Origin of the sequence: Pseudomonas sp. GM25, from assembly GCF_000282255.1 — a bacterium.
Classification (GTDB): domain Bacteria; phylum Pseudomonadota; class Gammaproteobacteria; order Pseudomonadales; family Pseudomonadaceae; genus Aquipseudomonas; species Aquipseudomonas aphyarum.
In genome coordinates this window covers 16657-40454 of the sequence record NZ_AKJQ01000003.1, presented here as the reverse complement: position 1 = coordinate 40454, position 23798 = coordinate 16657, and the positions used below count along the sequence as shown (strand labels likewise).

Annotated in this window: 17 protein-coding genes; 8 read left to right on the top strand and 9 right to left on the bottom strand. The window is 60.0% G+C overall.

Annotation, left to right across the window (positions count from 1 at the left end; genetic code table 11):
• The first annotated feature begins 85 nt into the window (after positions 1-85).
• The 3 genes from ptrR (at position 86) to PMI24_RS00420 (ending at position 2258) form a co-directional block, all read left to right on the top strand.
• On the top strand, positions 86-967 hold the full coding sequence (gene ptrR / locus PMI24_RS00430; RefSeq protein WP_007950470.1) for a putrescine utilization regulator PtrR: 882 nt from the start codon (positions 86-88) through the stop codon (positions 965-967).
• An 87-nt stretch (positions 968-1054) separates the two neighbouring features.
• Positions 1055-1717, top strand: a complete 663-nt coding sequence (locus PMI24_RS00425) for a M24 family metallopeptidase (RefSeq protein WP_007950469.1) — start codon at positions 1055-1057, stop codon at positions 1715-1717.
• A 112-nt stretch (positions 1718-1829) separates the two neighbouring features.
• Positions 1830-2258, top strand: coding sequence for a TOBE domain-containing protein (locus PMI24_RS00420; protein WP_007950468.1), 429 nt, complete (start codon positions 1830-1832; stop codon positions 2256-2258).
• A 58-nt stretch (positions 2259-2316) separates the two neighbouring features.
• Here the strand turns inward: PMI24_RS00420 and PMI24_RS00415 are convergent, their stop codons facing one another.
• Together PMI24_RS00415 and PMI24_RS00410 are read right to left on the bottom strand one after the other, a co-directional pair.
• Positions 2317-3882, bottom strand: a complete 1566-nt coding sequence (locus tag PMI24_RS00415; protein WP_007950467.1) for an aldehyde dehydrogenase (NADP(+)) — start codon at positions 3880-3882, stop codon at positions 2317-2319.
• Positions 3879-4517 (bottom strand): isochorismatase family cysteine hydrolase, encoded by a 639-nt coding sequence (locus PMI24_RS00410; RefSeq protein ID WP_007950466.1) that lies wholly within the window; start codon positions 4515-4517, stop codon positions 3879-3881. The genes PMI24_RS00415 and PMI24_RS00410 overlap by 4 nt, the downstream gene beginning before the upstream one ends.
• 99 nt (positions 4518-4616) lie before the next feature.
• Between PMI24_RS00410 and PMI24_RS00405 the strand changes: the two genes are divergently transcribed.
• Positions 4617-5114 carry a winged helix-turn-helix transcriptional regulator gene (locus PMI24_RS00405; protein WP_007950465.1) on the top strand — a complete coding sequence of 166 codons (498 nt, stop codon included), beginning with the start codon at positions 4617-4619 and terminating at the stop codon, positions 5112-5114.
• A gap of 6 nt (positions 5115-5120) precedes the next feature.
• Here the strand turns inward: PMI24_RS00405 and PMI24_RS00400 are convergent, their stop codons facing one another.
• From PMI24_RS00400 to PMI24_RS00370, 7 genes are all read right to left on the bottom strand, one after another.
• Positions 5121-5744: a glutathione S-transferase family protein gene (locus PMI24_RS00400; RefSeq protein WP_007950464.1), complete on the bottom strand. Its 624-nt coding sequence runs from the start codon at positions 5742-5744 to the stop codon at positions 5121-5123.
• Between the two features lie 99 nt (positions 5745-5843).
• The gene (locus PMI24_RS00395) at positions 5844-7259 is read right to left on the bottom strand and encodes a purine-cytosine permease family protein (protein WP_007950463.1); all 1416 of its coding nucleotides are present in this window, start codon (positions 7257-7259) and stop codon (positions 5844-5846) included.
• 289 nt (positions 7260-7548) lie between these two features.
• On the bottom strand, positions 7549-8697 hold the full coding sequence (argE, locus tag PMI24_RS00390; protein WP_007950462.1) for an acetylornithine deacetylase: 1149 nt from the start codon (positions 8695-8697) through the stop codon (positions 7549-7551).
• The gene (locus PMI24_RS00385; RefSeq protein WP_007950461.1) at positions 8694-9371 is read right to left on the bottom strand and encodes a DUF1028 domain-containing protein; all 678 of its coding nucleotides are present in this window, start codon (positions 9369-9371) and stop codon (positions 8694-8696) included. Before PMI24_RS00385 ends, argE begins: the two co-directional genes overlap by 4 nt.
• A 27-nt stretch (positions 9372-9398) precedes the next feature.
• The gene (locus tag PMI24_RS00380; protein WP_007950460.1) at positions 9399-9815 is read right to left on the bottom strand and encodes a RidA family protein; all 417 of its coding nucleotides are present in this window, start codon (positions 9813-9815) and stop codon (positions 9399-9401) included.
• Between the two features lie 58 nt (positions 9816-9873).
• Entirely contained in the window at positions 9874-11181 is a 1308-nt protein-coding gene (locus PMI24_RS00375; protein ID WP_007950459.1) for a flavin-containing monooxygenase, read from the bottom strand.
• Between the two features lie 259 nt (positions 11182-11440).
• Entirely contained in the window at positions 11441-12259 is an 819-nt protein-coding gene (locus PMI24_RS00370; RefSeq protein WP_007950458.1) for an alpha/beta fold hydrolase, read from the bottom strand.
• Between the two features lie 181 nt (positions 12260-12440).
• On the opposite strand from PMI24_RS00370, the gene PMI24_RS00365 reads away from it, so the two are divergent.
• From PMI24_RS00365 to PMI24_RS00350, 4 genes are all read left to right on the top strand, one after another.
• The gene (locus PMI24_RS00365) at positions 12441-12890 is read left to right on the top strand and encodes a winged helix-turn-helix transcriptional regulator (RefSeq protein WP_007950457.1); all 450 of its coding nucleotides are present in this window, start codon (positions 12441-12443) and stop codon (positions 12888-12890) included.
• A gap of 151 nt (positions 12891-13041) precedes the next feature.
• Positions 13042-14748 carry a ShlB/FhaC/HecB family hemolysin secretion/activation protein gene (locus tag PMI24_RS00360; protein WP_007950456.1) on the top strand — a complete coding sequence of 569 codons (1707 nt, stop codon included), beginning with the start codon at positions 13042-13044 and terminating at the stop codon, positions 14746-14748.
• 24 nt (positions 14749-14772) lie between these two features.
• Positions 14773-23331, top strand: a complete 8559-nt coding sequence (locus tag PMI24_RS00355) for a two-partner secretion domain-containing protein (protein ID WP_007950455.1) — start codon at positions 14773-14775, stop codon at positions 23329-23331.
• Positions 23331-23789 carry a hypothetical protein gene (locus PMI24_RS00350; RefSeq protein ID WP_052026214.1) on the top strand — a complete coding sequence of 153 codons (459 nt, stop codon included), beginning with the start codon at positions 23331-23333 and terminating at the stop codon, positions 23787-23789. The genes PMI24_RS00355 and PMI24_RS00350 overlap by 1 nt, the downstream gene beginning before the upstream one ends.
• Positions 23790-23798 lie beyond the last annotated feature (9 nt).

Genomic DNA, 23798 nt, shown 5'->3' with positions numbered 1-23798 from the left:
CAGTGGATGCGCTCAGAGTAGGGTGGCGTTTGGTTTCTGGAAACTGAATAATAAAGAGCGTTTCTTTCACGATTGGAGAATGACTGTGGATCTGGTGCAACTGGAAATCTTCAAGGCCGTTGCCGAGCACGGCAGCATCAGTGCTGCGGCGGCGCAGATTCACCGCGTGCCGTCGAACCTGACGACGCGCATCAAGCAGTTGGAGGAGGATCTGGGCGTCGACCTGTTCATCCGCGAGAAAAGCCGTTTGCGCCTGTCGCCGGCCGGCTGGAGTTTTCTTGAATACGCGCGACGCATTCTCGATCTGGTGCAGGAAGCCCGCGCCACGGTGGCCGGCGAGGAACCGCAAGGCGCGTTCCCGCTGGGCTCCCTGGAAAGCACGGCGGCGGTGCGCATTCCCGGTTTGCTCGCGACCTATAACCAACAACACCCGAAGGTCGATCTGGACCTGTCGACCGGGCCGTCCGGGACGATGATCGACGGTGTGCTCTCCGGGCGCCTGGCGGCCGCGTTCGTCGACGGCCCGGTCCTGCACCCGGCGCTGGAAGGCATCCCGGCGTTCGAAGAGGAGATGGTCATCATCTCGCCGCTGCATCACGGGCCGATCCAGCGCGCGGCGGACGTGAACGGCGAGAACATCTATGCGTTCCGCTCGAACTGCTCCTATCGCCATCACTTCGAAAAATGGTTCAGCACCGATGCTGCGGTGCCGGGCAAGATCTTCGAAATGGAGTCCTATCACGGCATGCTCGCCTGCGTCAGTGCCGGCGCCGGTCTGGCTTTGATGCCGCGCAGCATGCTGCAGAGCATGCCCGGCTGCGCGACGGTCAGCGTATGGCCGCTGGCGTCGGATTTCCGATATCTGACGACGTGGCTGGTATGGCGGCGGGGCACGGTTTCGCGCAGTCTGAGCATGTTTGTGCGCTTGCTGGAAGAGCGCGGTGTGGTGCGCGCAGAAGAGAATTGACACGTTGTGTCATGGTTGTATCTTAGGCGCCCTGTTTCGCAATATAAAAAACTATACAGCGCAACGATTAGCCAGAAGGAATCAGCGATGACCACAGCCCTGAGCGGGAAAGAAGCGGTAGGTGAGCGTTTTGTGCTGGAGACCATGCGTCACGCCCAGCAGTTGACCTGGAAGGCGGTGGACGAGATCGCCAAGGTGATCAAGCCCGGCATGCGCGAATCGGAAGCGCATGCGCGAGGCAAAGAGATTCTCGTCGAACTGGGCATGGACCGGATCTGGCATCCGCTGCTGATCCGCTTCGGCGCCAACACGCTGAAGACCTTCAAGGAGCGTTCCGACGGCGATCCGATTCTGGGTGAGAACGACATTTTCTTCATCGACATGGGCGTGGTCTGGGAAGGGCACGAAGGCGATGCAGGGGCGACGTTTGTCACCGGTTCCGATCCGCAGATGATTGCCTGCGTAGCGGCCTCCAAAGAACTCTTCGACAAGGTCGAAGCCTTCTGGCGTCAGGGCGTAACCGGTGTCGAGCTGTACCGTTACGCCACCGATCAGGCCGAGGCGATGGGTTGGAAACTGAACCTGGACATCAAGGGCCACCGGGTCAGCGATTTTCCTCATGCGATCTATCGGGGCGGCAATCTGGGTGACTTCGATCAGGCACCGAATGCCGGTGTGTGGATTCTGGAAATCCAGATCGAACATCCTGAGCTTCCGTACGGTGCTTTCTATGAAGACCTGTTGATCTAGAGTCAGGAGTCAATGTTGATTCAGGTGTAGCGCTATAGTTGTAACTACATAGCGCTTGCTCCGATGATGCAGCCCGTTTCCTAACTCCAAAGTCAACAAAAGGACGTCCATCATGAAAGTCAGTGCCCGCAACGTTTTTAAAGGTCAGGTCAGCCAGGTTCAGGAAGGCTCGGTCAACGCGGAAGTTGTCCTGACCCTGCCGGGTGGTGAGAAGCTGGTAGCGGTCGTGACTCTCGCCAGCCTCAAGAGCCTGGGCATCGCGGTGGGCAAAGAAGCCGTGGCCTTGGTCAAGGCGCCTTGGGTGATGTTGATGACCGAGTCCAGCGACATTCGCCTCTCGGCCCGCAACTGCCTGCAAGGCAAGGTGCTGAGCGTGACTGATGGCGCCGTCAACGCTGAAGTGGTGATCGAGCTGGCTGGCGGTTCGAAGGTTTATTCGATCGTGACCCGTGATGCGGTGAACGAACTGGGTCTGGCGGCGGGCGTCAGCGCGACAGCCGTGATCAAGGCTTCGCACATCATTCTGGGTGTGCCGGCCTGATCAAACCCGCGACTTGATAAAAATGCCCGGTTCGATGATTAGTCGAACCGGGCATTTTTTATTGGCCGTCGATAATGCGGGGCAGGTCGAGTGGATTACCGTCGCGCAACACCTCCGGCAGCAATGCATCGGGAAAGCCCTGATACGCCACCGGCCGCAAGAAACGCTCGATTGACGTCATGCCGACCGAGGTGAAGCGGCTGTCCGAGGTAGCCGGGAACGGCCCGCCGTGTACGGTGGCGAAGGTCACTTCCTGCGGATGGGCGAAGGCGTTGACCACGATGCGTCCGGTGCGGCGTTCGAGGATCGGCAGCAGACGCCGGGCCAGATCCAGATCGCGGTCTTCAAGGTGAATGGCTGCGCTGAGCTGACCCTCGAACGAACGGGCAACTGCCAGCAGCTCTTCTTCATCGTTGACCGTTACCAACAACGCCGCCGGACCGAACACTTCAAGGGCCAGCGCCGGTTCGCTGAGCAGGCGTTGACCGTCAACTTCCAGCAGTGCCGAGCGCCCTTCAAACTGGCCATCCGCCGGAGCTCCGACCGCCACCAGATTCGCCCCCACACTTTCCATTGCCACCAGCCCTTTGACGTATGAACCGTGAATCCCCGGCGTCAACATCGTGCGTGCTGGCGCTTCACTGACCCGTTTGATCATCGCGCTGCGCAACGCTTGCAGACCTTCGCCTTCGATTGCGACAAGGATCGACGGACACAGACAGGCTTGCCCGACATTCACCAGCATCCGCTCGATAAAGCCATCGCCGATTTCGCCGCCACGTGCGGACAGCGCTGCGGGCAAAATGAACGTCGGGTTGACGCTGGTCATTTCGGTGAACACCGGAATCGGATCAGGCCGCAACTGCGCGAGGCGATAAAGCGCCATACCGCCCACCTCTGAACCTGTGAACGTCACCGCTTTAATCAAAGGATGATCGACCAGCGCCTCACCGATGACATTGCCACCACCGCGCACCATGGAGAAAACCCCTTCGTGCAAGCCATGCATCTGCACCGCTTTGCGGATAGCGTGAGCCTGAATTTCCGAGGCCCCGGGATGCGCGTTGTGCGCCTTGAGAATCACCGTCGCACCGGCCGCGAGTGCCGACGCCGTATCTCCGCCTGCCACCGAATAGGAGATCGGAAAATTGCTCGCACCGAAGATCGCTATCGGGCCGATGGCGACTTTCTGCAGGCGATGATCCATCCGTGGTCGCGGCTGACGATCTGGTTGTGCCGGGTCGATCGCCAGTTGCAGGAAGCGACCCTTGCGCACCACATCGGCGAACTGACGGAACTGGGTTGCAGCTCTGGCAGCTTCGCCTTCGAGCTGCGCCTGAGGCAGACCGGTTTCAAGTGCGGCGCGGGCTGCAAGCTCCTCGCGCACGGCGTCGAGGTTGTCGGCGATGCTTTCCAGAAACGCCGCACGTTCGGCCAGCGAGGTGTGGCTGTAGCTGTCGAAGGCCGCATCGGCGAGGGTTGCCGCCTGATCGACCTGCGCTGCACCGCCGAAGGCGAATTCCGGTTCGATCAGCGAGTTGGTCGCCGGATTCAGCGCCTTCATCGTGCCCTCGGTGGCGGACACGTCAGCGGCGCCGATCAACAGGTGGCCGCTCAGACTCATTTCGCGTCACCTTGCGACTGAAGGGTGGCGATCAGTTCGTCCGTGGTGGTGATGACATGAGCGAACGTCGGGCCGTTGAGTTCGTGGGCGGCGTGCATCATTTCTTCCTTGAAAGCGGCAGTGGCATCGCGCACCAGCGTGACGTGATAGCCGAGTTCCGATGCATAGCGCGCGGTGGCTTCGATGCAGGTGTTGGCCAGCAGGCCGACGATGATCACATGGGTGATGCCTTGCTGTTTCAGGCGAAAATCCAGATCGGTGTTGGCGAAACCGCTGGAGCCCCAGTGTTCCTGAACCACGATGTCGCCGTCCTTCGGCGCGAAATCCGGATGCCATTCACCGCCCCATTCGCCGCGTGCGAAGTGGTGCATGTGCATGATCTTTTGTTGGGTCGGGGTTGGGTGATCCCAGTTATCGTAGTCGCCTTTGACCCAGCGGTGATGGGGTACGATGACGACCGGAATTGGCAGGGCCCGCACGGCGCGATCGAGTTTTCGCAGGTTGTCGAGCAGGCCGTTCTGCTCGGCCATCGGCTTGATCAGCGGAAAGATCTTGCCGCCGTCCGAGAGAAAATCGTTGTACGGATCGACCAGCAGGTAGGCGGTTCTGTCGAGCGGATAGAGAGGTTTCGACATGACGATGTACTCCGGCAATGAGAGTGATCGATGCTCAGGGCTTGTTCCCGCATCGTGTTGATATGATAATCATAGTAACTGTGAAAGAGGCAAGCCCTGATGGCTGTAAACGATAGTCTTCCCGACACGCTGTGCCCGATTTTCCGGGCCGAGTCGATCGTCGGCGACCGCTGGACGGTGCTGGTTTTGCGCGAATTGTTCATGGGCAGCCATCGCTACGACGAGATCCTGGCCCAGACCGGCGGTACGCCGCAGATGGTCGCCGCCCGTCTGAAAAGCCTGGAAGCGGACGGGCTGGTCGAGCGCCGCTTGTACAACGAGCGGCCGAAACGCTACGAGTACCACCTCACCGCGAAGGGCGAGGCGTTTTACCCGGTGGTGATCGCGTTGCGTGCCTGGGGCGAGACCTGGTGCAAGTCACCGGAGGAAGGGCTGGCGGTGAACATGACCCACAAGAACTGCAACCACAGCGCCGGCCTCGGGCCGTTGTGCGATCACTGCGGTGAGGTGTTGCGCCGTGAGGATCTGATCAGCCAGCCGCAAGAGGCGTACGCCGCGGAACGACAGGCGCGGCGGGAAGCGTTCAAAAACAAGTGACCGGCATCAAGGCGTGCCGTTTCGTCCATGCAATCGGTAAGCGGGGCGCTGACTCAAGCGTTCGTAATAAGCGCTCACCGCCGGCAGATTTGGATGTTCCAGCGGCGTCTCGAACCAGCGATTGACCGACAGGCCGATCGGGATGTCGGCGAGGGAAAACTGCTCGCCGCTGACATAGGCGCCAGTCTTTTGCAGCTGCCGGTCGAGGATCTCCATGTGCCGTGCCCACTCCCGGCAACCGGCCGCGAGAGCAGCGCTGTCCTGATGCGCAGGTGACTTGCGTACCAGCGACATGAACGCGTACGACCAGGACTTGTTCAGCTCCGAAGCCTGCCAGTCGATCCATTGATCCACCCGTGCGCGGGCGCGCGCCTCGCTCGGGTAAAGCTGTTCGCCGCTGTAGCGCGACGCCAGATAGCGAATGATCGAGTTCGACTCCCACAGCGTGAAGTCATCGTCCTGAATCACCGGCACCATCGCGCAGGGATTGAGTGCGAGGAACTCCGGCGTCAACGTCGATTGAAAACCTGAGCCCCAGTCTTCGCGTTTGAAGGAAAGGTTCAATTCAGCACAGGTCCACAGCACTTTGCGCACATTGATCGATGAGGCTTTGCCCAGAATTCGCAGCATTGGATTTCCATCTCCGGTTGTCGTCGGGCGTAAAGAAATAGCACAACGCAAAGCAGAAGGCCCGCACAGGGCGGGCCTTGTTGATGCATCGAGTCAATCTCAGAGACTGCCCGCCAGTTTTCCGGAGGTCAACCGCCGACGATAAGCACTGTCACGAGTCGCCAGCCAGAAATACAGCGGCGAGGTCACCAGCAAGCCGACCACCCACGACAGGTCCGCGCCGTTGATGTGTGCCGACACCGGCCCGACGTACAGCGGCGTGTTCATGAACGGGATCTGCACCGCGATGCCGATCGCATAGGCCAGCAAGGCCTGCGGGTTGTAACGGCCGTAGATGCCGCCATCGACCTGGAAGATCGAGCCGATGTCGTACTGGCCTTTGTGGATGGCGTAGAAGTCGATCAGGTTGATCGCGGTCCACGGTACCAGCACCACCAGCAGCACCAGCACCATGTCGACGAAGTGGCCGATGAAGTCTGCCGAGGCACCGACCGCCGCGAAGCAGCAGGCCAGCAGGACGATGATCGAAATCACCGCGCGGCTCTTGGCGGTCGGAATCCATCGATAGGCGAAGGTCTGCACCAAGGTGATCAGCGACAGCACCGCGCCATACAAGTTGAGGGCGTTGTGGCTGATCACGCTGAGCAGGAACAGCACCAGCATCAACGGGCCGATGGCGCCGGTGGCGAGTTTCACCGCGTCCATGGTGTCCATGCCCACCGGGGTTGCCAGCACGGCGACGGCGCCGAACACGAACGACAGGCTCGAGCCCAGCGCCGATCCCAGATAGGTCGTCCAGAAGGTCGCGGCCACCGGCACATTCGCCGGCAGGTAACGCGAGTAGTCCGACACGTACGGCGCAAACGCGATCTGCCACAGCGCCGCCAGCGAAACCGTCGCAAGCCAGCCCGAGATGTTGAAGCTGCCGCGAGTGAGGAAATCATCGGTCTGGATGTGGGTGAGGATGTAGCCGAAACCGACAACGATGCCGATCCCCAGCACCCAGGTGCCGATGCGGTTGAGCACGTGGATGAAGCGGTAACCGATGATCCCGATGATTCCCGAGCCCAGCGCGCCGATGACGATGCCGACCGGCACCGGAACGCTGTCGACCACGCCATGCAGGGATTTGCCGGCCAGCACGATGTTGGAGGCGAAGAAGCCGATGTACATGACGCCTGCAATCAGCACCACCAGCAGCGCGCCGAGGGAGCCGAACTGCGCTCGGCTCTGGATCATCTGCGGAATGCCCATCTGCGGGCCCTGCGCCGAGTGCAGCGCCATCAGCACACCGCCGACCAGATGACCGACCAGAATGGCGACGATGCCCCACACCAGATTCAGGTGAAACAGCTGCACGCCGAGGGCGCCGGTGACGATGGGCAACGGCGCGATATTGCCGCCGAACCAGAGGGTGAACAGATCCCGAACCTTTCCGTGGCGATCTTCGGGCGGCACATAGCCGATCGTGTGTTTTTCAATGAGCGGTGCGGACGTTGTTGCAGAGGTGGCCATGACGAACTCCAAGGCAAGGACGAGTACGTGGACGTACTTCAGTGAGCGCCGGCACGGACGGCGCATTTCTTGTTGGGGTTGATCATGGGCAAGGAAAGGGGAGAGATAAATTAGTAGTTTTGTTGCTTCAGGCGTTAAAAAAACGAGGCTCTCCGGTCAGGTGAAAACGCTCTGTTCCGGGTGTTTCAGCGCCATGAACGACAGCGCAGCTGACCTCCATCGGAGCAGCTGTCTGTCGGTGTTATTGCGGCTCGGCTGCGGATTTGAATCCGGCAGCCAGACCGTTTTTTTAAAGGCGAATAGCCGCCAGCATCCGTTGCAGCATCTCATCGCAGGCCGTGAGCTGATTGACGCTGACGAACTCGTCCGGCTTGTGGCCCTGATCCATGCTGCCGGGGCCGCACACCACTGTGGGAATGCCCACGGCGTCGAACAATCCGCCCTCGGTGCCAAACGCCACGGTGCCGAAATCGTCCGAGCCACAGAACGTGGCGATCAACTCGGCAGCCTTGCTTCGGGCATCGGTAGCCAGCCCCGGATACGCCGACAGTTCGCTGAACCGGATATCGCTCTGCTCGCTGACCGCGCGCATGCGCGGCAGCATTTGCTGTACGGCGTAGGTCTTGAGTTGCTGCGCGACAATCGCCGGATCCTGCGAGGGCAGGGCGCGGATCTCGAAGTCGAAGCGGCAATCGGCGGGAACAATGTTCAACGCCTTGCCACCGCTGATCACGCCGGTTTGCACCGTGGAATACGGCGGGTCGAAACGCGGATCGACGTGTTCATCCTTGAGTTGCCGGCCGATGCGTCCCAGCTCGCCGATCAGCTCGGCCGCGCATTCGATGGCGTTCACTCCGAGCGGCGCGTAGGCCGAGTGACAGGCATGCCCCTGGACATCACAACGCACCGCCAGTTTGCCCTTGTGCCCAAGCACCGGTTTGAGTTCGGTCGGCTCGCCGATGATGCACAGCAACGGTTTGACCGGACGTTGCTCCAGCACCTTGAGCAGCGAACGTACGCCGAGGCAGCCGACCTCTTCGTCGTACGACAGCGCAATGTGCACCGGCAGGCGCAACGGTGCTTCGATCAACGACGGCACCAGCGCCAGCACGCAGGCGATGTAGCCCTTCATGTCCGCCGTGCCACGACCGAACAACTTGCCGTCGCGCTCGCTGAGTTCAAACGGCGGCAGCGTCCACGGCTGGCCATCAACGGGCACCACATCGGTGTGCCCCGACAGCACGATGCCCGGCTGATCGGCCGGGCCAATCGTGGCGAACAGATTGGCCTTGCTGCGCTCATCGTTGTAGATCAGCTCGCACGGCACATCGAAACTTTCGAGGTAGCTGCGCACGAAGTCGATCAATTGCAAGTTGGACTCGCGGCTGGTGGTATCGAACCCCACCAGCGTCTTGAGCAACGCGACGCTGTTGCTCATCGATCGTCTCCGGCAACCCCGTAGCCCGGCGCCTTGGCCGGGTCGAGGGCGCGGTCGATGTAGTCCTGAAGCTGCGGACGATAGGCGTCCCAGAGTTTTTGCAATTGCCCGATCGGGTCTTCATCGGCCCAGTCGACCCGCAGGTTGACGATGGGCCAGGTCAGTTCGCCGACCACGACCACGGCTGCCGAATGCACCGGGCCTGCTTCACCACCCAGGGCCTGGGCGGCGTGCAGGGCGTTGATCAGGCGATCGGCCAATTGGCCTTCGCCTTCTTCAAACGCGCTGACCATGGCTTCGATCACCGAGCGCTCGGCGAGCATGTTGCCGGCCGCCACGCATTGCTCGCCCGATACAGCGTTGTGCACGCCCAGAGTCTGCGCGCCGCTGAAATGCGCGGTCTGGCCGAGGTGATTGATGGCCGTGATCTGCCGGTACTGACTGTAGCCGTTGCGGGTCAGCACCTTGTCCAGCGCCGCCTCGGGCGCCAGGCCTTGCTCCATCAGGGCGAGCACTTCCGGGCCGAGCGACGGCAAGGTGATGTTCTGGCTCGACACCGCGCCGACACCCGGCAACAACCACGGGCAGCGGGCGCCGACGGCAATGCTGGAGGAGCTGATGGCGATGCCGAACTGACCGGTTTCGGGGCAACGGGCGGCGATGGAAAATGTCATGTGTGGCCTCCTTTCGCTAAGGTCGAATTACTCGGGAATCACCGCAACCACATCAATTTCCATCAGCCACTGCGGCTGACCCAAAGCCGACACCACCAGCCCGGTGGAGATCGGGAACACGCCCTTCAGCCATTTGCCGACTTCCTGATACACCGGCTCGCGGTAGCGCGGGTCGATCAGGTAAGTGGTGGTCTTGACGATATGGCTCAGGTCACTGCCGGCTTCTTCGAGCAGTTGCTTGACGTTGCGCATCGCCTGTTCGGTCTGCGCGCGCGGGTCGCCGAGGCCGACCAGTTCACCGTCGAAATTGGTGCCGACCTGACCACGGACATACACGGTGTTGCCGGCGCGCACCGCCTGACAGAGGTCGTTGTCCAGGGTCTGGTTCGGGTAAGTGTCCTTGGTGTTGAACATACGAATGCGGGTGTGGGTTGGCTGACTCATGTGCGGCTCCTGACGAAATCGGACCCGGCGCGACGGGCGCCGGGATTGAAGTGGGAAATCAAGCGTCGACGGTGTCGACAGCGTTGTTGTGCAGCGCGGCTTCGCGTTGTTCGGCATCGCGATAGGCCAGGTATTTGCGCTGGGTAGCGATGTGATCGGCCACGTGTTTGGCGTCGTGCCACACGCCCCAGATGAACGACGAACCACGTCGCGACTGCCATGGCAGACCGAGGAAATACACGCCCGCTTCGCTGGACACACCGCGCTGATGTTGCGGCTTGCCGTTGTCGTCGAAAGCCGCGACTTTCAGCCACGAATAGTCCACCGCAAACCCGGTGGCCCAGATGATCGAGGTGATACCGGCGGCGGCCAGATCGAGATCGGCCAGCGGGTTTTTCACGCATTCAGGATCCGGATAAGTCTCGCGGGCTTCCGGTTCCAGTGGCAGATCCAGACCGTTGCGTTCGATGTAGGCGTCGGCGGCATCCAGCAGCGCGAGGTAGTTCTCGTCGCCACGCTTGAGGTTGTCGCGCAGGTCCTGTTTGAAGGTCACCACGCCGTCGCTGAACGATTCGGTGACACCAACCAAAGTCATGCCGCGATGGGCCAGACCACGGAAGTCGATGGTGCGGCCACCGTGGGCGCCGCTGACGGCGATGGTCACGTGTTCGCGGCCAGGTTTCATTGCGGCTTGATCCCACTCGCCGAGCACGCCGAGCCACCAGCAGAAATCACGATTGCGGTAAGCGCGAGGAGGGCGGTCATGGGCGCCGACCGAGAGGTAAACCTGCTTGCCCGAGCGCTGCAATTCATCGGCAATCTGTACGCCCGACGAACCGGCACCGACCACCAGCACTGCGCCGGCCGGCAACTGCTGCGGGTTGCGATAATCAGCCGAGTGGATCTGCAGCAGACGCTCATCTTTCGGCGCAATCGCCGGGATCACCGGACGCTGGAACGGACCTGTTGCAGCGACGACGCGGGCCGCTTCGATCACGCCTTCGGAGGTCTCGACGGTGAAGCCCGGGCGCCCGACATTACGCACCACGCTTTTCACATCGACGCCGGTGCGGATCGGCGCGTTGAATTTCTTCGCATAGGCTTCGAAGTAATCGGCGACACGTTCCTTGTGGGCGAAACCGTCCGGATCGACATCATCGAATTCCATCCCCGGAAACCGGTCGTGCCACGCCGGACCGTTGGCCACCAGCGAGTCCCAGCGCCCGGTGCGCCAGCGTTCGGCAACGCGGCTGCGCTCCAGCACCAGGTGCGGCACACCGAGTTTGCTCAGGTGTTCACTCATGGCCACACCCGCTTGACCGGCGCCGACAACAAGCGTGTCTGTTTTTATTATTTCAGTGGTCATCTCTGATCCCTTCTCACGAGGCCGTTGGATTCAGGTCGCTGTCGACCTGTTCTCTGTGCTTGGGATCAGACTAGGGAGGGGGTGGTTATCGGTAAAATATTATTAAGCTGGCATGTGAAGATAAAAACGTGATGCAGAGGCCTGAAAGCCCCGGAAATACGGGGCTTCGCCCTGGCACCGGAATCCGGGACAACAAAAAAAAGGACCGCCGACAGGGTTGTCGACGGCCCTTTTCAAGGCGCGTTCAGATCAGCAGGACTCAGCGATCGAGAAACGCCAGCAGGTCTTCATTCAATTGCTGCGCATGGGTCACCGCAAAGCCGTGCGGTGCGCCTGTGTAGACTTTCAGCTCGGCGCCCTTGATCTGCGCAGCAGCTTGTTTGCCGGTAGTTTCGAACGGGACGATCTGATCGCCATCGCCGTGAATCACCAGCGTCGGCACATCGATTTTCGCCATGTCCGGGCGGAAGTCGGTTTCCGAGAAAGCGGTGACGCAATCCACGGTGCCTTTGAGCGAGGCCAGCAGCGCGATGTTCAGGGTTTGCGTCAGCACGCCGTCGGAGACTTTCTGGCCCTGGTTGGTGCCGTAGAACGGGGCGTTGAAGTCTGCAATGAACTGCGCGCGATCCTTCAGCAGGCCGGCCTTGATTCCGTCGAACACCGACTTGTCGACACCTTCGGCAAAGTCCGGTTTCTTGCCGAACAGCGGCGTCACCGCGCCGAGCAGCACCAGCCCGGCGACACGCTCGCTGCCGTGGCGCGCAATGTAGCGGCTGACATCGCCGCCGCCCATGGAGAAGCCGACCAGGGTCACGTCACGCAGGTCGAGGTGCTTGATCAACTGCGCGATGTCGTCGGCGAACGTGTCGTAGTCGTAGCCGGTCCACGGCTGCTCGGAACGGCCGAAACCGCGACGGTCGAAGGCGATGGTGCGATAGCCGCGGCTGCTCAGGTATTCCATCTGGTATTCCCACATGTCGGCATCCAGCGGCCAGCCGTGGCTGAACAGCACGGGCTTGCCGCTGCCCCAGTCCTTGAAATAGATCTCGGTGCCGTCTTGGGTCGTGAACGTGCTCATGAAAACTCCTTGGGTGTGGGCCTGCGTGGATGCCGTGATGGCAGCGTTCACTATCGCGACAAAGGGCATTGGCCACTTGTACGCAGGTGCTAAGTTTCGTGGCGCACGCGTTAACGGTTTGGCGGCATGAGTTGTAAGATGCAACCGCATCCAACCTGCCGTTTTGCCGGAGACACCCGAAATGAAGCGCAAAAGCCTTGCGGGCAATGCCTGCCCGATCGCCCGGACACTCGACCTGATCGGCGACTGGTGGTCGTTGCTGATCATCCGCGATGCGCTGGAAGGCATTTGTCGTTTCAGCGATTTCGAGAAAAGCCTGGAGATTGCCAAGAACATGTTGAGCACCCGGCTCAAAGGGCTGGTGGAACGCGACATCCTGCGCCTGGTGCCGGCGTCCGATGGCAGCGCTTACAAGGAGTACGTGCTGACTGAAAAGGGCCGGGCCTTGCAAACCGTGATCGTTGCGCTGTCGCAGTGGGGTGGGGAGTTCATGTTCGAGCCTGGCGAGCCGGGGTCGGTGATGGTGGATGCGCAGAAGCGTCAGCCGATCAGGAAGCTTGAGTTGCTGTCGGCCGATGGTCGGGTGCTGGCGCTGGACGATGTGGCGACGAAACTGGCGGTTGAGCACTGAGAGGAAACTGAAAAGCAGGTCCCGGATGACATTTACTGATGCCGCTGGTCGGCAATACACATTTAGCAATAACAAAAATTGACGTCAGAATAGTGGCTCATTACTATCGCGCCACTATTTTGATATCAGTTTCCGTCTCGAGGGATCGAACATGTACTCACCCGCCCTTGGGGCGAGGTTGTGCCTGGCTTTGCTGTGCCTGTCTCCGCTTAACGCTGTATTTGCTGCACCCACTCCTGGTGAAACCGACCTGATCCGTGAACGCCAGGATCGACTGCTCGACGAGCAGCGCCGTCGCCTCGAAGAACTCAAAGACCTGCCGGGCAAGGAAGCCAGGCCCGTTCAACCGGTGGCGCCGACCGACACCCGTTGTTTCCCGATCAAGGACATCGAACTCAAAGGCGCCGACAGCCTGTCGGACAGTGACAAGGCGCGCCTGCTTAAACCGTACATCGGCCAGTGCCTGGGCGTGGCGCAGCTCAATGAACTGCTCAAGACCATTACCGACCATTACATCGGGAAGGGGCTGGTGACCAGCCGTGCCTATCTGCCGCAGCAGGATCTGTCTGCCGGGCACCTGAAAGTGCTGGTGGTCGAAGGCAAGCTCGAAAGCCTTAAAGGGGCCGAGAACAGCAAACTTTCCGAGCGTGAACTCGCGATGGCCTTTCCCGGCAAGGCCGGTGAACTGGTCAACCTGCGCGAGATCGAGCAGATGGTCGATCAGCTCAATCGCCTGCCGTCCAATCAGGCCAAGATGGAATTGTCTCCGGGCAAGAACGTCGGCGGCAGCGACGTGCTGGTCAACAACACGGCGCAAAAGCCTTGGCGCGCAGGCCTGTCGCGCAGCAACGACGGCCAGCGCAGCACCGGTGAACAGCAGTGGGGCACAACATTCGATTGGGACAGCCCGTTGGGTCTGGCCGACCAGTTGAGTCTGCGCGGCGGCCACGACGCGATGACCGATCACCAGCACACCTCCAACAACGCGATGCTCAACTACAACCTGCCGTGGGGCTGGTGGAATTTCAGCTACACCTACAGCCAGAGCGAGTACCGCTCGCTGATCGCCGCCAGCGGCTTCAATTTCAAGCAGACCGGTGACAGTGAAAGCCATCAGCTGCGAGCCGAGCGGGTGATCCATCGCGACGCCGTCAGCAAGACTTCTCTGAGCACCGGCCTGTCGTATCTGCGCACTAACAACTTCATCGAAGACAGCAAGCTAAAGCTGAGCAGTAACCGGATCAGCGAAGCGCAATTCGGCTTCAACCACGGACGTCGTATCGGCAGCGCCTTCGTCAACTTCGACGCCGGCATGCAGGAGGGTATCGGTGCATTCGACGCTCAGGGCAGCCACGACCCGGGCCCAGGCGAGCCGGACGCGCGCTATCGCAAATACACCGCAACCCTGAGCTATCTGCAGCCATTCAAAGTGTGGGGCGAGTCCTTCACCTTCAGCAGCCTGATGACCGGTCAGCGCAGTGAAGACGTGTTGTTCAGCCCGCAACGCACCAGCCTCGGCGGGCTGTCGTCGATCCGTGGCTACAAGGATCAGTCGTTGTCCGGCGACAGCGGCGGCTACTGGCGCAACGACCTGCGCTGGGCACGCCCGGTGAGCGCCGAATGGCTGCGCCCGGTGTTCGCCGAGTACGGCACCAGCCTCGGCTACGACCAGGGCGTGATCCGTGGCGACCGTTACAACGGCGAGCAACACGGGCGCATGTCGAGCAACTCGCTGGAGCTGTTTGCGCGTGGCGAACACGTGGCAGCCAGTGTGACTTTTGCCCATTCCCTGGAACGACCGGCCGCACTGACCGAGCGCGAAGCGCCGATCTATTTCCGCCTGGATTTCTTTATCTAATTCTGCCTGCTCCGAGATTCTAATATGGACATTCGCCACCTGGCTTTTCTGGCCAGTCAGCCTTCTGCTGCCGTAAAAAACCGCGAACGCTTCTGGGGCATGCCCAAACGCGGCCTGGCGTTCCTGCTGGCCAACGTCATGTTCTGGCAGCCGATGTGGGCGCAGGCAGACGGAATTGTGGTCAGCGCGCCCGGCACCACGCTCGACCGGGCGGGCAACGGCGTGCCGGTCATCAACATTGCCACGCCCAACGGCGCAGGGCTGTCGCACAACCAGTTCCACGATTACAACGTGGACGCCCAAGGCCTGATCCTCAACAACGCGACCAGTCGTACTCAGCTGACGCAGATGGGCGGGATCATTCTCGGTAACCCGAACCTGCGTGCAGCGGCTGCGCAAACCATCCTCAACGAAGTCAACGGTGGCAGTCCGAGCCAGTTGCGCGGTTACACCGAAGTGGCGGGGCAGTCCGCGCGGGTGATCGTCGCCAACCCGTACGGCATCAGTTGCAACGGGTGCGGCTTCATCAATACACCACGCGTCACCCTCACCACCGGTAAACCGGTACTCGATGGCGCGGGTCGGCTGGATCGTTTCCAGGTCGATCAGGGCAGCGTTTCCATCGATGGCAAAGGTCTGGATGCCAGCGCCGTCGACAGCTTCGAAATCATTACCCGCAGTGCGCAGATCAACGCGCAGATCCACGCCAAACGCCTGAACATCACCACCGGTCGCAACGATGTAAACGCCGAAACGCTGAACGCCACCGCGCGTGCCGATGACGGCAGCGCCAAGCCGCAGCTGGCGATCGACTCTTCGGCGCTCGGCGGGATGTACGCCGGGGCAATCAAACTGGTCGGGACCGAGGCCGGTGTCGGCGTGAAACTGGCAGGCGAACTGGCGGCCAGCGCCGGTGATATCCAGATTGACGCCAATGGCCAACTGACGCTGGCCAAAGTCACGGCCAGCAATGCGGTCGACATCAAAGCCAAGGGTCTCGAAGCCCAGCAGTCCGTTTACGCGGGCACGCAACTGGCGGTGCAAACCGCACAGGATCTGGTCAACCAGCAAAGCCTTGCCGCCAGAGACAGCGTTCGCCTGACCAGTGGCGGCAAACTGGTCAATGCCGGTGTGATCGAGGCCGGGGTGAATGCGGACAACAGCCGCAACAGCAATGGCGATCTCACCCTCAGCAGCGGCGCCGTGAGCAACCGTGGCAGTGTGTTGGCCAGTCGCTCGCTGAGCGCCAATACCGCAGGTTTGTTCGATAACCAGAACGGTATCGTTCAGGCCAAAAACGTCGCGCTGAGCGCCACTCGCCTGGTCAACCAAGGTACTGGTGCGCGGCTCTACGGCGAAACCAGCCTTGCTTTCAACGTCCCGGCCATCGTCAACCTCAGCGGCTTGATCCGCTTCGCCGATGGCCAGGCGGCAACACTCTCCGTCGACAATCTGGACAACCGCAAAGGCCGGATTGAAATCGCCGGCGGCAGCCTGAAACTCAATGCGCGGGCGCTGCATAACGACGACGGCAAAATCATCGCCGGACGTCTGGATATCGATACCCGACAACTCGAGAACAAGGGTGGCCTGATTGCTGCCAGCCAAAGCGCAACCAAGGTTGTCGCCCGCGAGCGTCTGGACAACGGCAAAGGCAAGATCCAGGCAAAGACTGACCTCGTCGTATCGGGCGCGGAGCTGCTCAATCAGGGCGGTACGTTAGCCGCCGATTCGATTCGGATCACCGGCACTCGGCTGGACAACAGCAGCAAGGGTGTCATCAGTGCCGAAAACGGCAATGTCGATCTGACGCTGGATCAGGATCTCGACAACCACGACGGCAAGGTGCAGGCATCGAAACGCTTGAGCGTCGCTGCCCAGAGCATCGACAACCGCAATGCCAGCCTGACCGGTAAAACGCTGGGGCTGACCAGTCGCGGCAAACTCGACAACACCCAAGGCACGATTTCATCCGATGACAGCGTGCTGGCCAGCGAAGACCTGGACAACACTCAGGGCCTGATTCAGGGCAACACGACCCTGAACCTGACCGCACGCGATCTGGACAACACCAACGGCCAACTGCTCGGCGGTGTTGTCGATGCGACGCTGGACAATCTCACCAGCAATGACAAAGGCGCGATCAGCGCCGAGACCGGCAAGCTCACGCTGGTCGTCAACAAACACCTGAATAATGCCTTGGGTCGATTGCAAGCCAGCCAGGGTGACGTGGATGTTCACGCCGGCAGTGTCGACAACCGCAAGGGTGTGGTGGCTGCGCAACAGTTGCTGTTGGTCGCTCGCAATGGCCACATCGACAACCGTGGCGGGCGGGTGATCGGCGATCGCCTCGACCTGCAAGCCGCCAGCCTCGATAACGGCGAGGGCGGTCTGTTGGCGGCGGGTGTTGACGGCGCTCGGCTGATTCTCAAGCAAACCGTTGCCGGTCAGTCGCAACTGCTCAATCAAAAGGGCCGGATCCAGAGCGACGCTGACCTGTACATCGAAAGCGACACGGTCGACAACCGTGCCGGTGTCCTGCTGGGCAAAACCATTGAAGTCAACGCGACCGAACTGAACAACAGCGACAAGGGCGGCATCGTCGGCACGGGCGGTGACATTACGCTGAAAATCGCCGGGGTCTTCAAAAACGTCACGGGCGTGGTCGACGCCGCTGAGCAGCGCCTGCTGCTCGAACAACTGGTCGAACTCGACAATCGCGGCGGCACATTGCGCGGCCAGCGTCTGGACATCACCAGTACGTCCATCGACAACCGTGACGCGGGCCAGATCATTGCGGGCAGCGATGGTCTGAAAATCGTCGGCAGCACCGTGCTGAATCAGCAGGGTGCAATCCTCGCCAATGGCAGCCACGCAGAACTCGCGCTCGACGCCGGCAACCTGCAGAACCAGGGCGGTACGCTACAGGCCGACACCCTCGACATCACCAGCGCCGACCTCGACAACAGCGCAGTCAACGGCAAGGCCGGTTTGATCTCCAGCCTGCTGGGCGATTTGAAGTTGACGGTGACACGTCTGACCAACCGCGCCGGCAAGATCTTCGGCAAAGACCAGGTTGTTTTCGATGGCTCCAGCCTCGACAACGCGGGCGGCGAGATCAGCGGCAATCGTCTGGGCCTCGAAGCGGTCAGTCAGATTCTCAATCAGGGCGGACTGATCGAGTCGGCGACGAACCTGAAACTGATCGGCGGCCAACTGAACAACAGCGCTGGCGGGCAGATTCGTGCACTGGGCGGAGCGTCCAGCCAGATCAAACTGACTGGCAACCTGAACAACCAGAACGGCGTCATCGAGATCGGCAGCCAGGATCTGGAACTTGCCGGCGCCCAGCTCAACAACCTCAGCGGCAGCGTTCGTCACGCTGCTCAAGGGCTGTTTGATCTGGATCTGAGCAACCTGACCGGCACTCAAGGCAGTCTCACCGGCCTGGGCAAAGGCGTTTGGGATATCGCTTCGGTCAATGGCGTGGGCACCTGGCAATTGAACGGCGGCCTGACCTACACCAGCACGCAGGGTCTGACCCTCAACGCCGGGGATCGTATTGCCAGTGCCTCGGCACTCAAACTGAATGTCGCAAGCCTGGAAAATGCCGGCGAACTGGCCAGCGACGGTGACCTTACGCTGAGCCTAGGTGGCAACCTGATCAACAGCGGACGGGTGTCCGCCAAACAAAAACTGGTTATCGGCGCCAACGACCTGATTCAGCGGGATGGTCGCCTGGTCAGCGGTGGCGACACCGAGTTGACGCTGAGCGGCACGCTCGACAACCTGGGTCGACTGATTGCCAACCAGAACCTCACAGTCTCCGCTGCGCGGATCGACAACAAAGGCACGTTGGGCGCACAAGGCAATCTTCTGTTCAATGCCACCAACGGCATCAGCAACGGCCCTGACACGCTGCTGTTCAGCGGCGGCACGATGGAACTGCACGGCAACAGCCTGAGCAACTTCTATGGCGATATCTACAGCCGCGGCAAGCTGACATTCGACGCTGTGGGCGGTGGCCGGGCCTCATCGTTCAGCAATCTGTCGGGCACCCTCGAAGGTGAAGGTGACATCGACATCAACGCCGTTTCGTTTGAAAACGCCAAGGCCGAATTCGAAATCACCTCGGGGCAGTCGTCCGGCAGCCTGAGCTGGGTGTGTGGCCAGCATTGCGGCGGCGGTGACGGCTGGAAACGCGGCACTATCACCATCACCACCGATTTCAACGACCAGGTCTTGAAGGACTCTCGCGCAGCACGGTTTGTCGCTGGCAAGAACCTCACCATTCATGCCAATAACGCCGAGAACCGCTACAGCCTGCTGGCCGCGAACGGCGATCTGACCGTGTCTGCCGACAGTCTGCTGAATCAGGGGGGCGTGTCGCGCTCGGGCCATCGGGTGGTGAAGATCGGTACTCCCGGGCACATCGACAACAGCCTCTGGGACAAGATGGAGTTCACCGACATCCCGGCCTTCAACGCGGCAACCGCTGCGGGCAACTTCGACGAGGAGCGCTTCAACGAACTGGTCAGCCGCTCCAGCGACTCACGCTTTTCGCAGATGAGTGACGTCACCACTTGGGATGAAAACGGCAACAACGTCTATTCGGCGGTGCTCCAGGCCGGTGGCAAAGTCAAACTGGACGTCGCCAACAGCATCCAGAACGGCACGCTCTACGACAATACCTACGATCAACTGACCGGCAAGCTCTCCAGCGATCAGACGACCTCGGTCGGCGGCATCAACATCAACCTGGGCAAGCACAGCACCGACGCCAGCGCCCAGGCGCCGAAAGACGTCACCCGGATCGAGCGCGTGGACGCCGATGGCGTGAAGCAGATCAGCTTCGTGCCTGTCGACTTCAAAGGCGTGCCGTTTGCCGCTGTGGATCCGACGGCGTCCTCGACATTCCGTCTGCCGAAAGGCCCGTACGGCATGTTCGTGCAGAGCTCGAATCCGCAGAGTCGTTACCTGATCGAAACCAACCCGGAGCTGACCCAGTCCGCGCCGTTCATGAGTTCCGATTACCTGCTGGGCAAACTCGACTTCAGCGCCGATGAAGCGGCGCGCCGACTTGGCGATGGCCGCTACGAGACGCGACTGATCAGCGACGCGGTGATGGCCCAGACCGGTCAGCGTTTCCTGGCCGGTGGACTGAACAACGATTACGAGCAGTACCGTTATCTGATGGATAACGCGCTCGCCAGCAAGAATGAGCTGAACCTGTCGGTAGGCGTGAGCCTGACGTCCGAGCAAGTGGCGGCATTGACCCACGACATCGTCTGGATGGAAGAGCGGGTTGTCGACGGTCAGAAAGTGCTGGTGCCGGTGCTCTATCTGGCCCAGGCCGAGTCACGCAACGTGCGTGGCGGCAGTCTGATTCAAGGTCGTGACCTGGAGCTGATGGCGGGGAATGATCTGGTCAACGTCGGCACGTTGCAGGCGACCAAGGATCTGTCTGTCGACGTCAAAGGCAGTCTTTATCAGGGCGGGCTGGTCGAGGCCAACGAGCGCATCACGCTCATGGCCTCCGACAGCATTCGCAACGCATTGGCCGGTGAGATTCGTGGCAATCAGGTCAGCCTCACCAGCCTCAAGGGCGACATCGTCAACGATCGCACCGCCGTCGCCGTACGTGACGGCAACGGTATGCGCACTCTGGTGGACGAAGGTGGCAACATCAGCGCACGCGACATGCTGACCATCAAGTCGGGCAACGACCTCGTCAACTCGTCGTCCATCAGCAGCGGCGGCGACGCCACCCTGAGTGCCACCCGCGACATCAACCTGTTGGCGACGCGCAACGAAAGCGAACTGCACGAATCGTTCGATGGCGGCCATCGCTCGGTCATCGCCACCACCGTGGAGAACCTCGGCTCCAGCGTGAAAAGTGGCGGCAACCTGAAGCTCGACGCCGGCCGCGACATCAATGTCATCGCCAGCACCGCCGAGGCCAAGGGCAACCTGACCGCCGACGCCAAACGCGATATCTACCTGTCCTCTGCGGGCGACGAACACAACGTCGAAACCCACAGCAAGGACGGCAAGAAGCGCGTTCACGAAGAAGACAACCACACCGTCCAGAAGGCTGCCGAGTTCATTGCCGGTGGCGATGTCAAAACCAGCTCCGGTCGCGACACGACCCTGGTGGCAAGCAAGATCAGCGCAGGCAATGAAGCCTATGTCTACGCGGGCAATGACCTGAATCTGCTGGCCGCGCAGAACAAGGACTACACCCTCTATGACATGAAGGAGAAGGGCGGCTTCGGCAATCTCAAGCTCAAGCACGATGAAGTCACCCAGATCACCCATGTCGGCAGTGAAATCAAGACGGGCGGCAATCTCTCGCTGGTCAGCAAGGGCGACCAGACCTATCAGGTGGCGAAGCTCGACAGCGGCAAGGACATCATCCTGGACAGTGGTGGCTCCATCACCTTTGAAGGGGTGAAGGATCTGCATGACGAGAGCCATACCAAAACCAACAACAACGCCGCATGGGTATCCGCCAAAGGTCGCGGCAACACCGACGAAACCCTGCGCCAGACCCAGATGATTGCCAAGGGCAACATCGTGCTGAAGGCGGTTGATGGGCTGAAGATTGATATCAAGGATGTGAACCAGGAGTCGGTCAGCCAGACCATCGACACCATGGTCAAGGCGGATCCGCAATTGGCGTGGCTGAAGGATGCCGAGGCGCGGGGGGATGTTGATTGGCGGCGAGTGAAGGAGATTCACGAGTCGTTCAAATACAGCAATTCGGGTCTTGGTCCGGCATCGCAGATGATCATCGCAATCATCATGGCAGCCTTTGTCGGCCCCGCTGCGTTCACCGCACTGAGTGCGAGTATGGGGACAGCCTGGGCTGCTGGCCTTGCCGCAGTCGCGGCGGGAGCAGCCACGAATGCAACCACCAGCTTCATCAACAATGGCGGAAATCTCGGGGCTGTTTTTGCGGACGTCACTTCACCCGATGCATTGAAGGGCTACGTCATTTCCGGCGTGACAGCCGGATTGATGTCTGAGTACCTGACTAAGTTGACGGGTTTGAAATACGACCCTAACACCGGCAAGTTACTTGGGCCGTCATTGGCGACATGGGAAGGCGTCGGCAGATTCGCGGGAAGCCAGATAATTCAAGGCGGTACCTCCGCGCTGATCACCAAGGCAGTGGGAGGCGATGCAAGCGTCGCTGACGTGTTGAAAACCGCCCTTTTCAATACAGTAGCGGCGTTCAGTTTCAACCTGGTAGGGGATCTTACCCAAGGCGTTGTTGATAATGGTTCCGCCAGCAAAGTCATCATTCACGCGGCAGTGGGCGGATTATTGTCCGAAATGACTGGCGGGGATTTTGCGACAGGCGCATTGGCGGCAGGCGCGAACGAAGCGCTCGTTGTTGAGATGAACAAGTGGTTCAAGGGTAATCCTGAATTATTGCTGATGGGGTCGCAGATTGTTGGGGTGTTGTCGGCTACTGCGCTGGGCAATACGGACCAAGAGTCTTTGGAGGTCGCGTCTTGGATTACGAACAACGCGACTCAGTACAACTTCCTGAATCACCAGCAGGTCGACGACCTCGTCAAGGACCTCAAGGGGTGTAGGACCGCTCAAGATCCAGCTGCCTGCCGACAAAAGGTGAAAGATGAATATGCCAAATTAAGCGCAAAAACCAGCGGTACTGAATTGTTCAAGTGCGAGGGTTTCGCCGAGTGCAATGGCCAAACGACCGCTGCTGAAGGCGGGACGCTGGCGCTGGAGGACTATGACGCTAACGGAGCTTTAAATGCCGAAGAGCGAGGGATCGTCCAGGATTTCCAGGATTCAAACCACACAGACGAACTGAATTCTGCCCACAAAACGATGTTGGGTGATCATGCGGAAATTGCTGGGACGGTGCTCACAGCAGGTTTGGGTACTGCAGCAAATGCCGTTGGTCGGACCGAGACAGCCTTAGTAGGTGAGGCTGCGGGAACCAGTGTTGTTAGTCGGACCGAGACCACCTTGGTAGGTGACACTGCAGGTACTGGCGTTATTGGCCGGACTGAGACTGGCCTGCCAGGTGTAGTTGCCGATACTAAAACTGTTGCCACGCCCGGGGTGACATCGTCAGGAGGAGCAGCAGGTACTGGCACTATAGGACGACCGAATACAACGCTCCCAAGTGATGCCGCAGACTCAGGCAATCAGTTCTTTGCCCCGATAACAAAGCTTCTCGATGACGCTCGAAGTCAGCTGGATATTTTTATTGGGTCATTCACTGGTAAGTTTAAGCCCGCGACAGCTATTGGGGCTGTAGATCCTTGGACAGGGAAAGTTGTGGCTTCTTCGAATGGTCCGGTACCGGATATAATCGCACCAGAACTCAAGGCATATGCAGAGCGTTTGGGTGGTTTGGGCGTGAAAACAGCTTGCGGAAATACGTTGGGACGTTGCGCAGAGTTCAGAGCAGCAAACGAGTTGCTTCTGAATAATCCGCATCTAAAGCTTAAGGATATAAAGTTTACATCCGCAATCAGGCCTAGAACCGGTGAGGTAATTCCTCGTTGTCAAAACTGCATCAACATGTTCGGAGAAGAATGATGGAGATGGATCAGGAATTTTTGGAGCTCCATGATTTGGACTGGTTTGCGTCGAGCCTGGACGGAACGGTATTGCATTTCGCGACAGGTGGACGCGGTTTTGTTCCGGATTTTGTAAGGCAATCAATTTCAGCCTACGAAGAAGTATATGATTACATTCTTTCAATATCTGCTGGTTGTGGCGTTGAAATTGTTGAGAAAAACCTACCAGGGTTTAATAGCGATATAGAGCGCCAACGTTATTTGAAGTCTTTTTCTGAAATGGCCGGTAGAGGGGTCTTTAGTTATGATGTTTTTAATGATGGAGGATATAAGCTGATCGCTAAGCCGGTCGTTCCTTTAAAGTTGTCGGATCTCCCAGGTCAAGTGAGGCATTGTGTTTTTCAATCCTCGATGCAAGCTCTTAGCATGGTTTTACCGTTGGATATTGAGCGCAAACGGGAAAAGCAAGAAGACTAGTCATTAGCC

What these genes read in the sequence shown, in the direction of transcription:
- PMI24_RS00395 (WP_007950463.1), bottom strand. Translation starts at nt 7,259, where the DNA reads ATGGCCACCTCTGCAACAACGTCCGCACCGCTCATTGAAAAACACACG.
- PMI24_RS00350 (WP_052026214.1), top strand. Translation starts at nt 23,331, where the DNA reads ATGGAGATGGATCAGGAATTTTTGGAGCTCCATGATTTGGACTGGTTT.
- PMI24_RS00375 (WP_007950459.1), bottom strand. Translation starts at nt 11,181, where the DNA reads ATGACCACTGAAATAATAAAAACAGACACGCTTGTTGTCGGCGCCGGT.
- PMI24_RS00380 (WP_007950460.1), bottom strand. Translation starts at nt 9,815, where the DNA reads ATGAGTCAGCCAACCCACACCCGCATTCGTATGTTCAACACCAAGGAC.
- PMI24_RS00410 (WP_007950466.1), bottom strand. Translation starts at nt 4,517, where the DNA reads ATGTCGAAACCTCTCTATCCGCTCGACAGAACCGCCTACCTGCTGGTC.
- PMI24_RS00405 (WP_007950465.1), top strand. Translation starts at nt 4,617, where the DNA reads ATGGCTGTAAACGATAGTCTTCCCGACACGCTGTGCCCGATTTTCCGG.
- PMI24_RS00385 (WP_007950461.1), bottom strand. Translation starts at nt 9,371, where the DNA reads ATGACATTTTCCATCGCCGCCCGTTGCCCCGAAACCGGTCAGTTCGGC.
- PMI24_RS00355 (WP_007950455.1), top strand. Translation starts at nt 14,773, where the DNA reads ATGGACATTCGCCACCTGGCTTTTCTGGCCAGTCAGCCTTCTGCTGCC.
- PMI24_RS00415 (WP_007950467.1), bottom strand. Translation starts at nt 3,882, where the DNA reads ATGAGTCTGAGCGGCCACCTGTTGATCGGCGCCGCTGACGTGTCCGCC.
- PMI24_RS00420 (WP_007950468.1), top strand. Translation starts at nt 1,830, where the DNA reads ATGAAAGTCAGTGCCCGCAACGTTTTTAAAGGTCAGGTCAGCCAGGTT.
- PMI24_RS00370 (WP_007950458.1), bottom strand. Translation starts at nt 12,259, where the DNA reads ATGAGCACGTTCACGACCCAAGACGGCACCGAGATCTATTTCAAGGAC.
- PMI24_RS00365 (WP_007950457.1), top strand. Translation starts at nt 12,441, where the DNA reads ATGAAGCGCAAAAGCCTTGCGGGCAATGCCTGCCCGATCGCCCGGACA.
- argE (WP_007950462.1), bottom strand. Translation starts at nt 8,697, where the DNA reads ATGAGCAACAGCGTCGCGTTGCTCAAGACGCTGGTGGGGTTCGATACC.
- PMI24_RS00360 (WP_007950456.1), top strand. Translation starts at nt 13,042, where the DNA reads ATGTACTCACCCGCCCTTGGGGCGAGGTTGTGCCTGGCTTTGCTGTGC.
- PMI24_RS00425 (WP_007950469.1), top strand. Translation starts at nt 1,055, where the DNA reads ATGACCACAGCCCTGAGCGGGAAAGAAGCGGTAGGTGAGCGTTTTGTG.
- PMI24_RS00400 (WP_007950464.1), bottom strand. Translation starts at nt 5,744, where the DNA reads ATGCTGCGAATTCTGGGCAAAGCCTCATCGATCAATGTGCGCAAAGTG.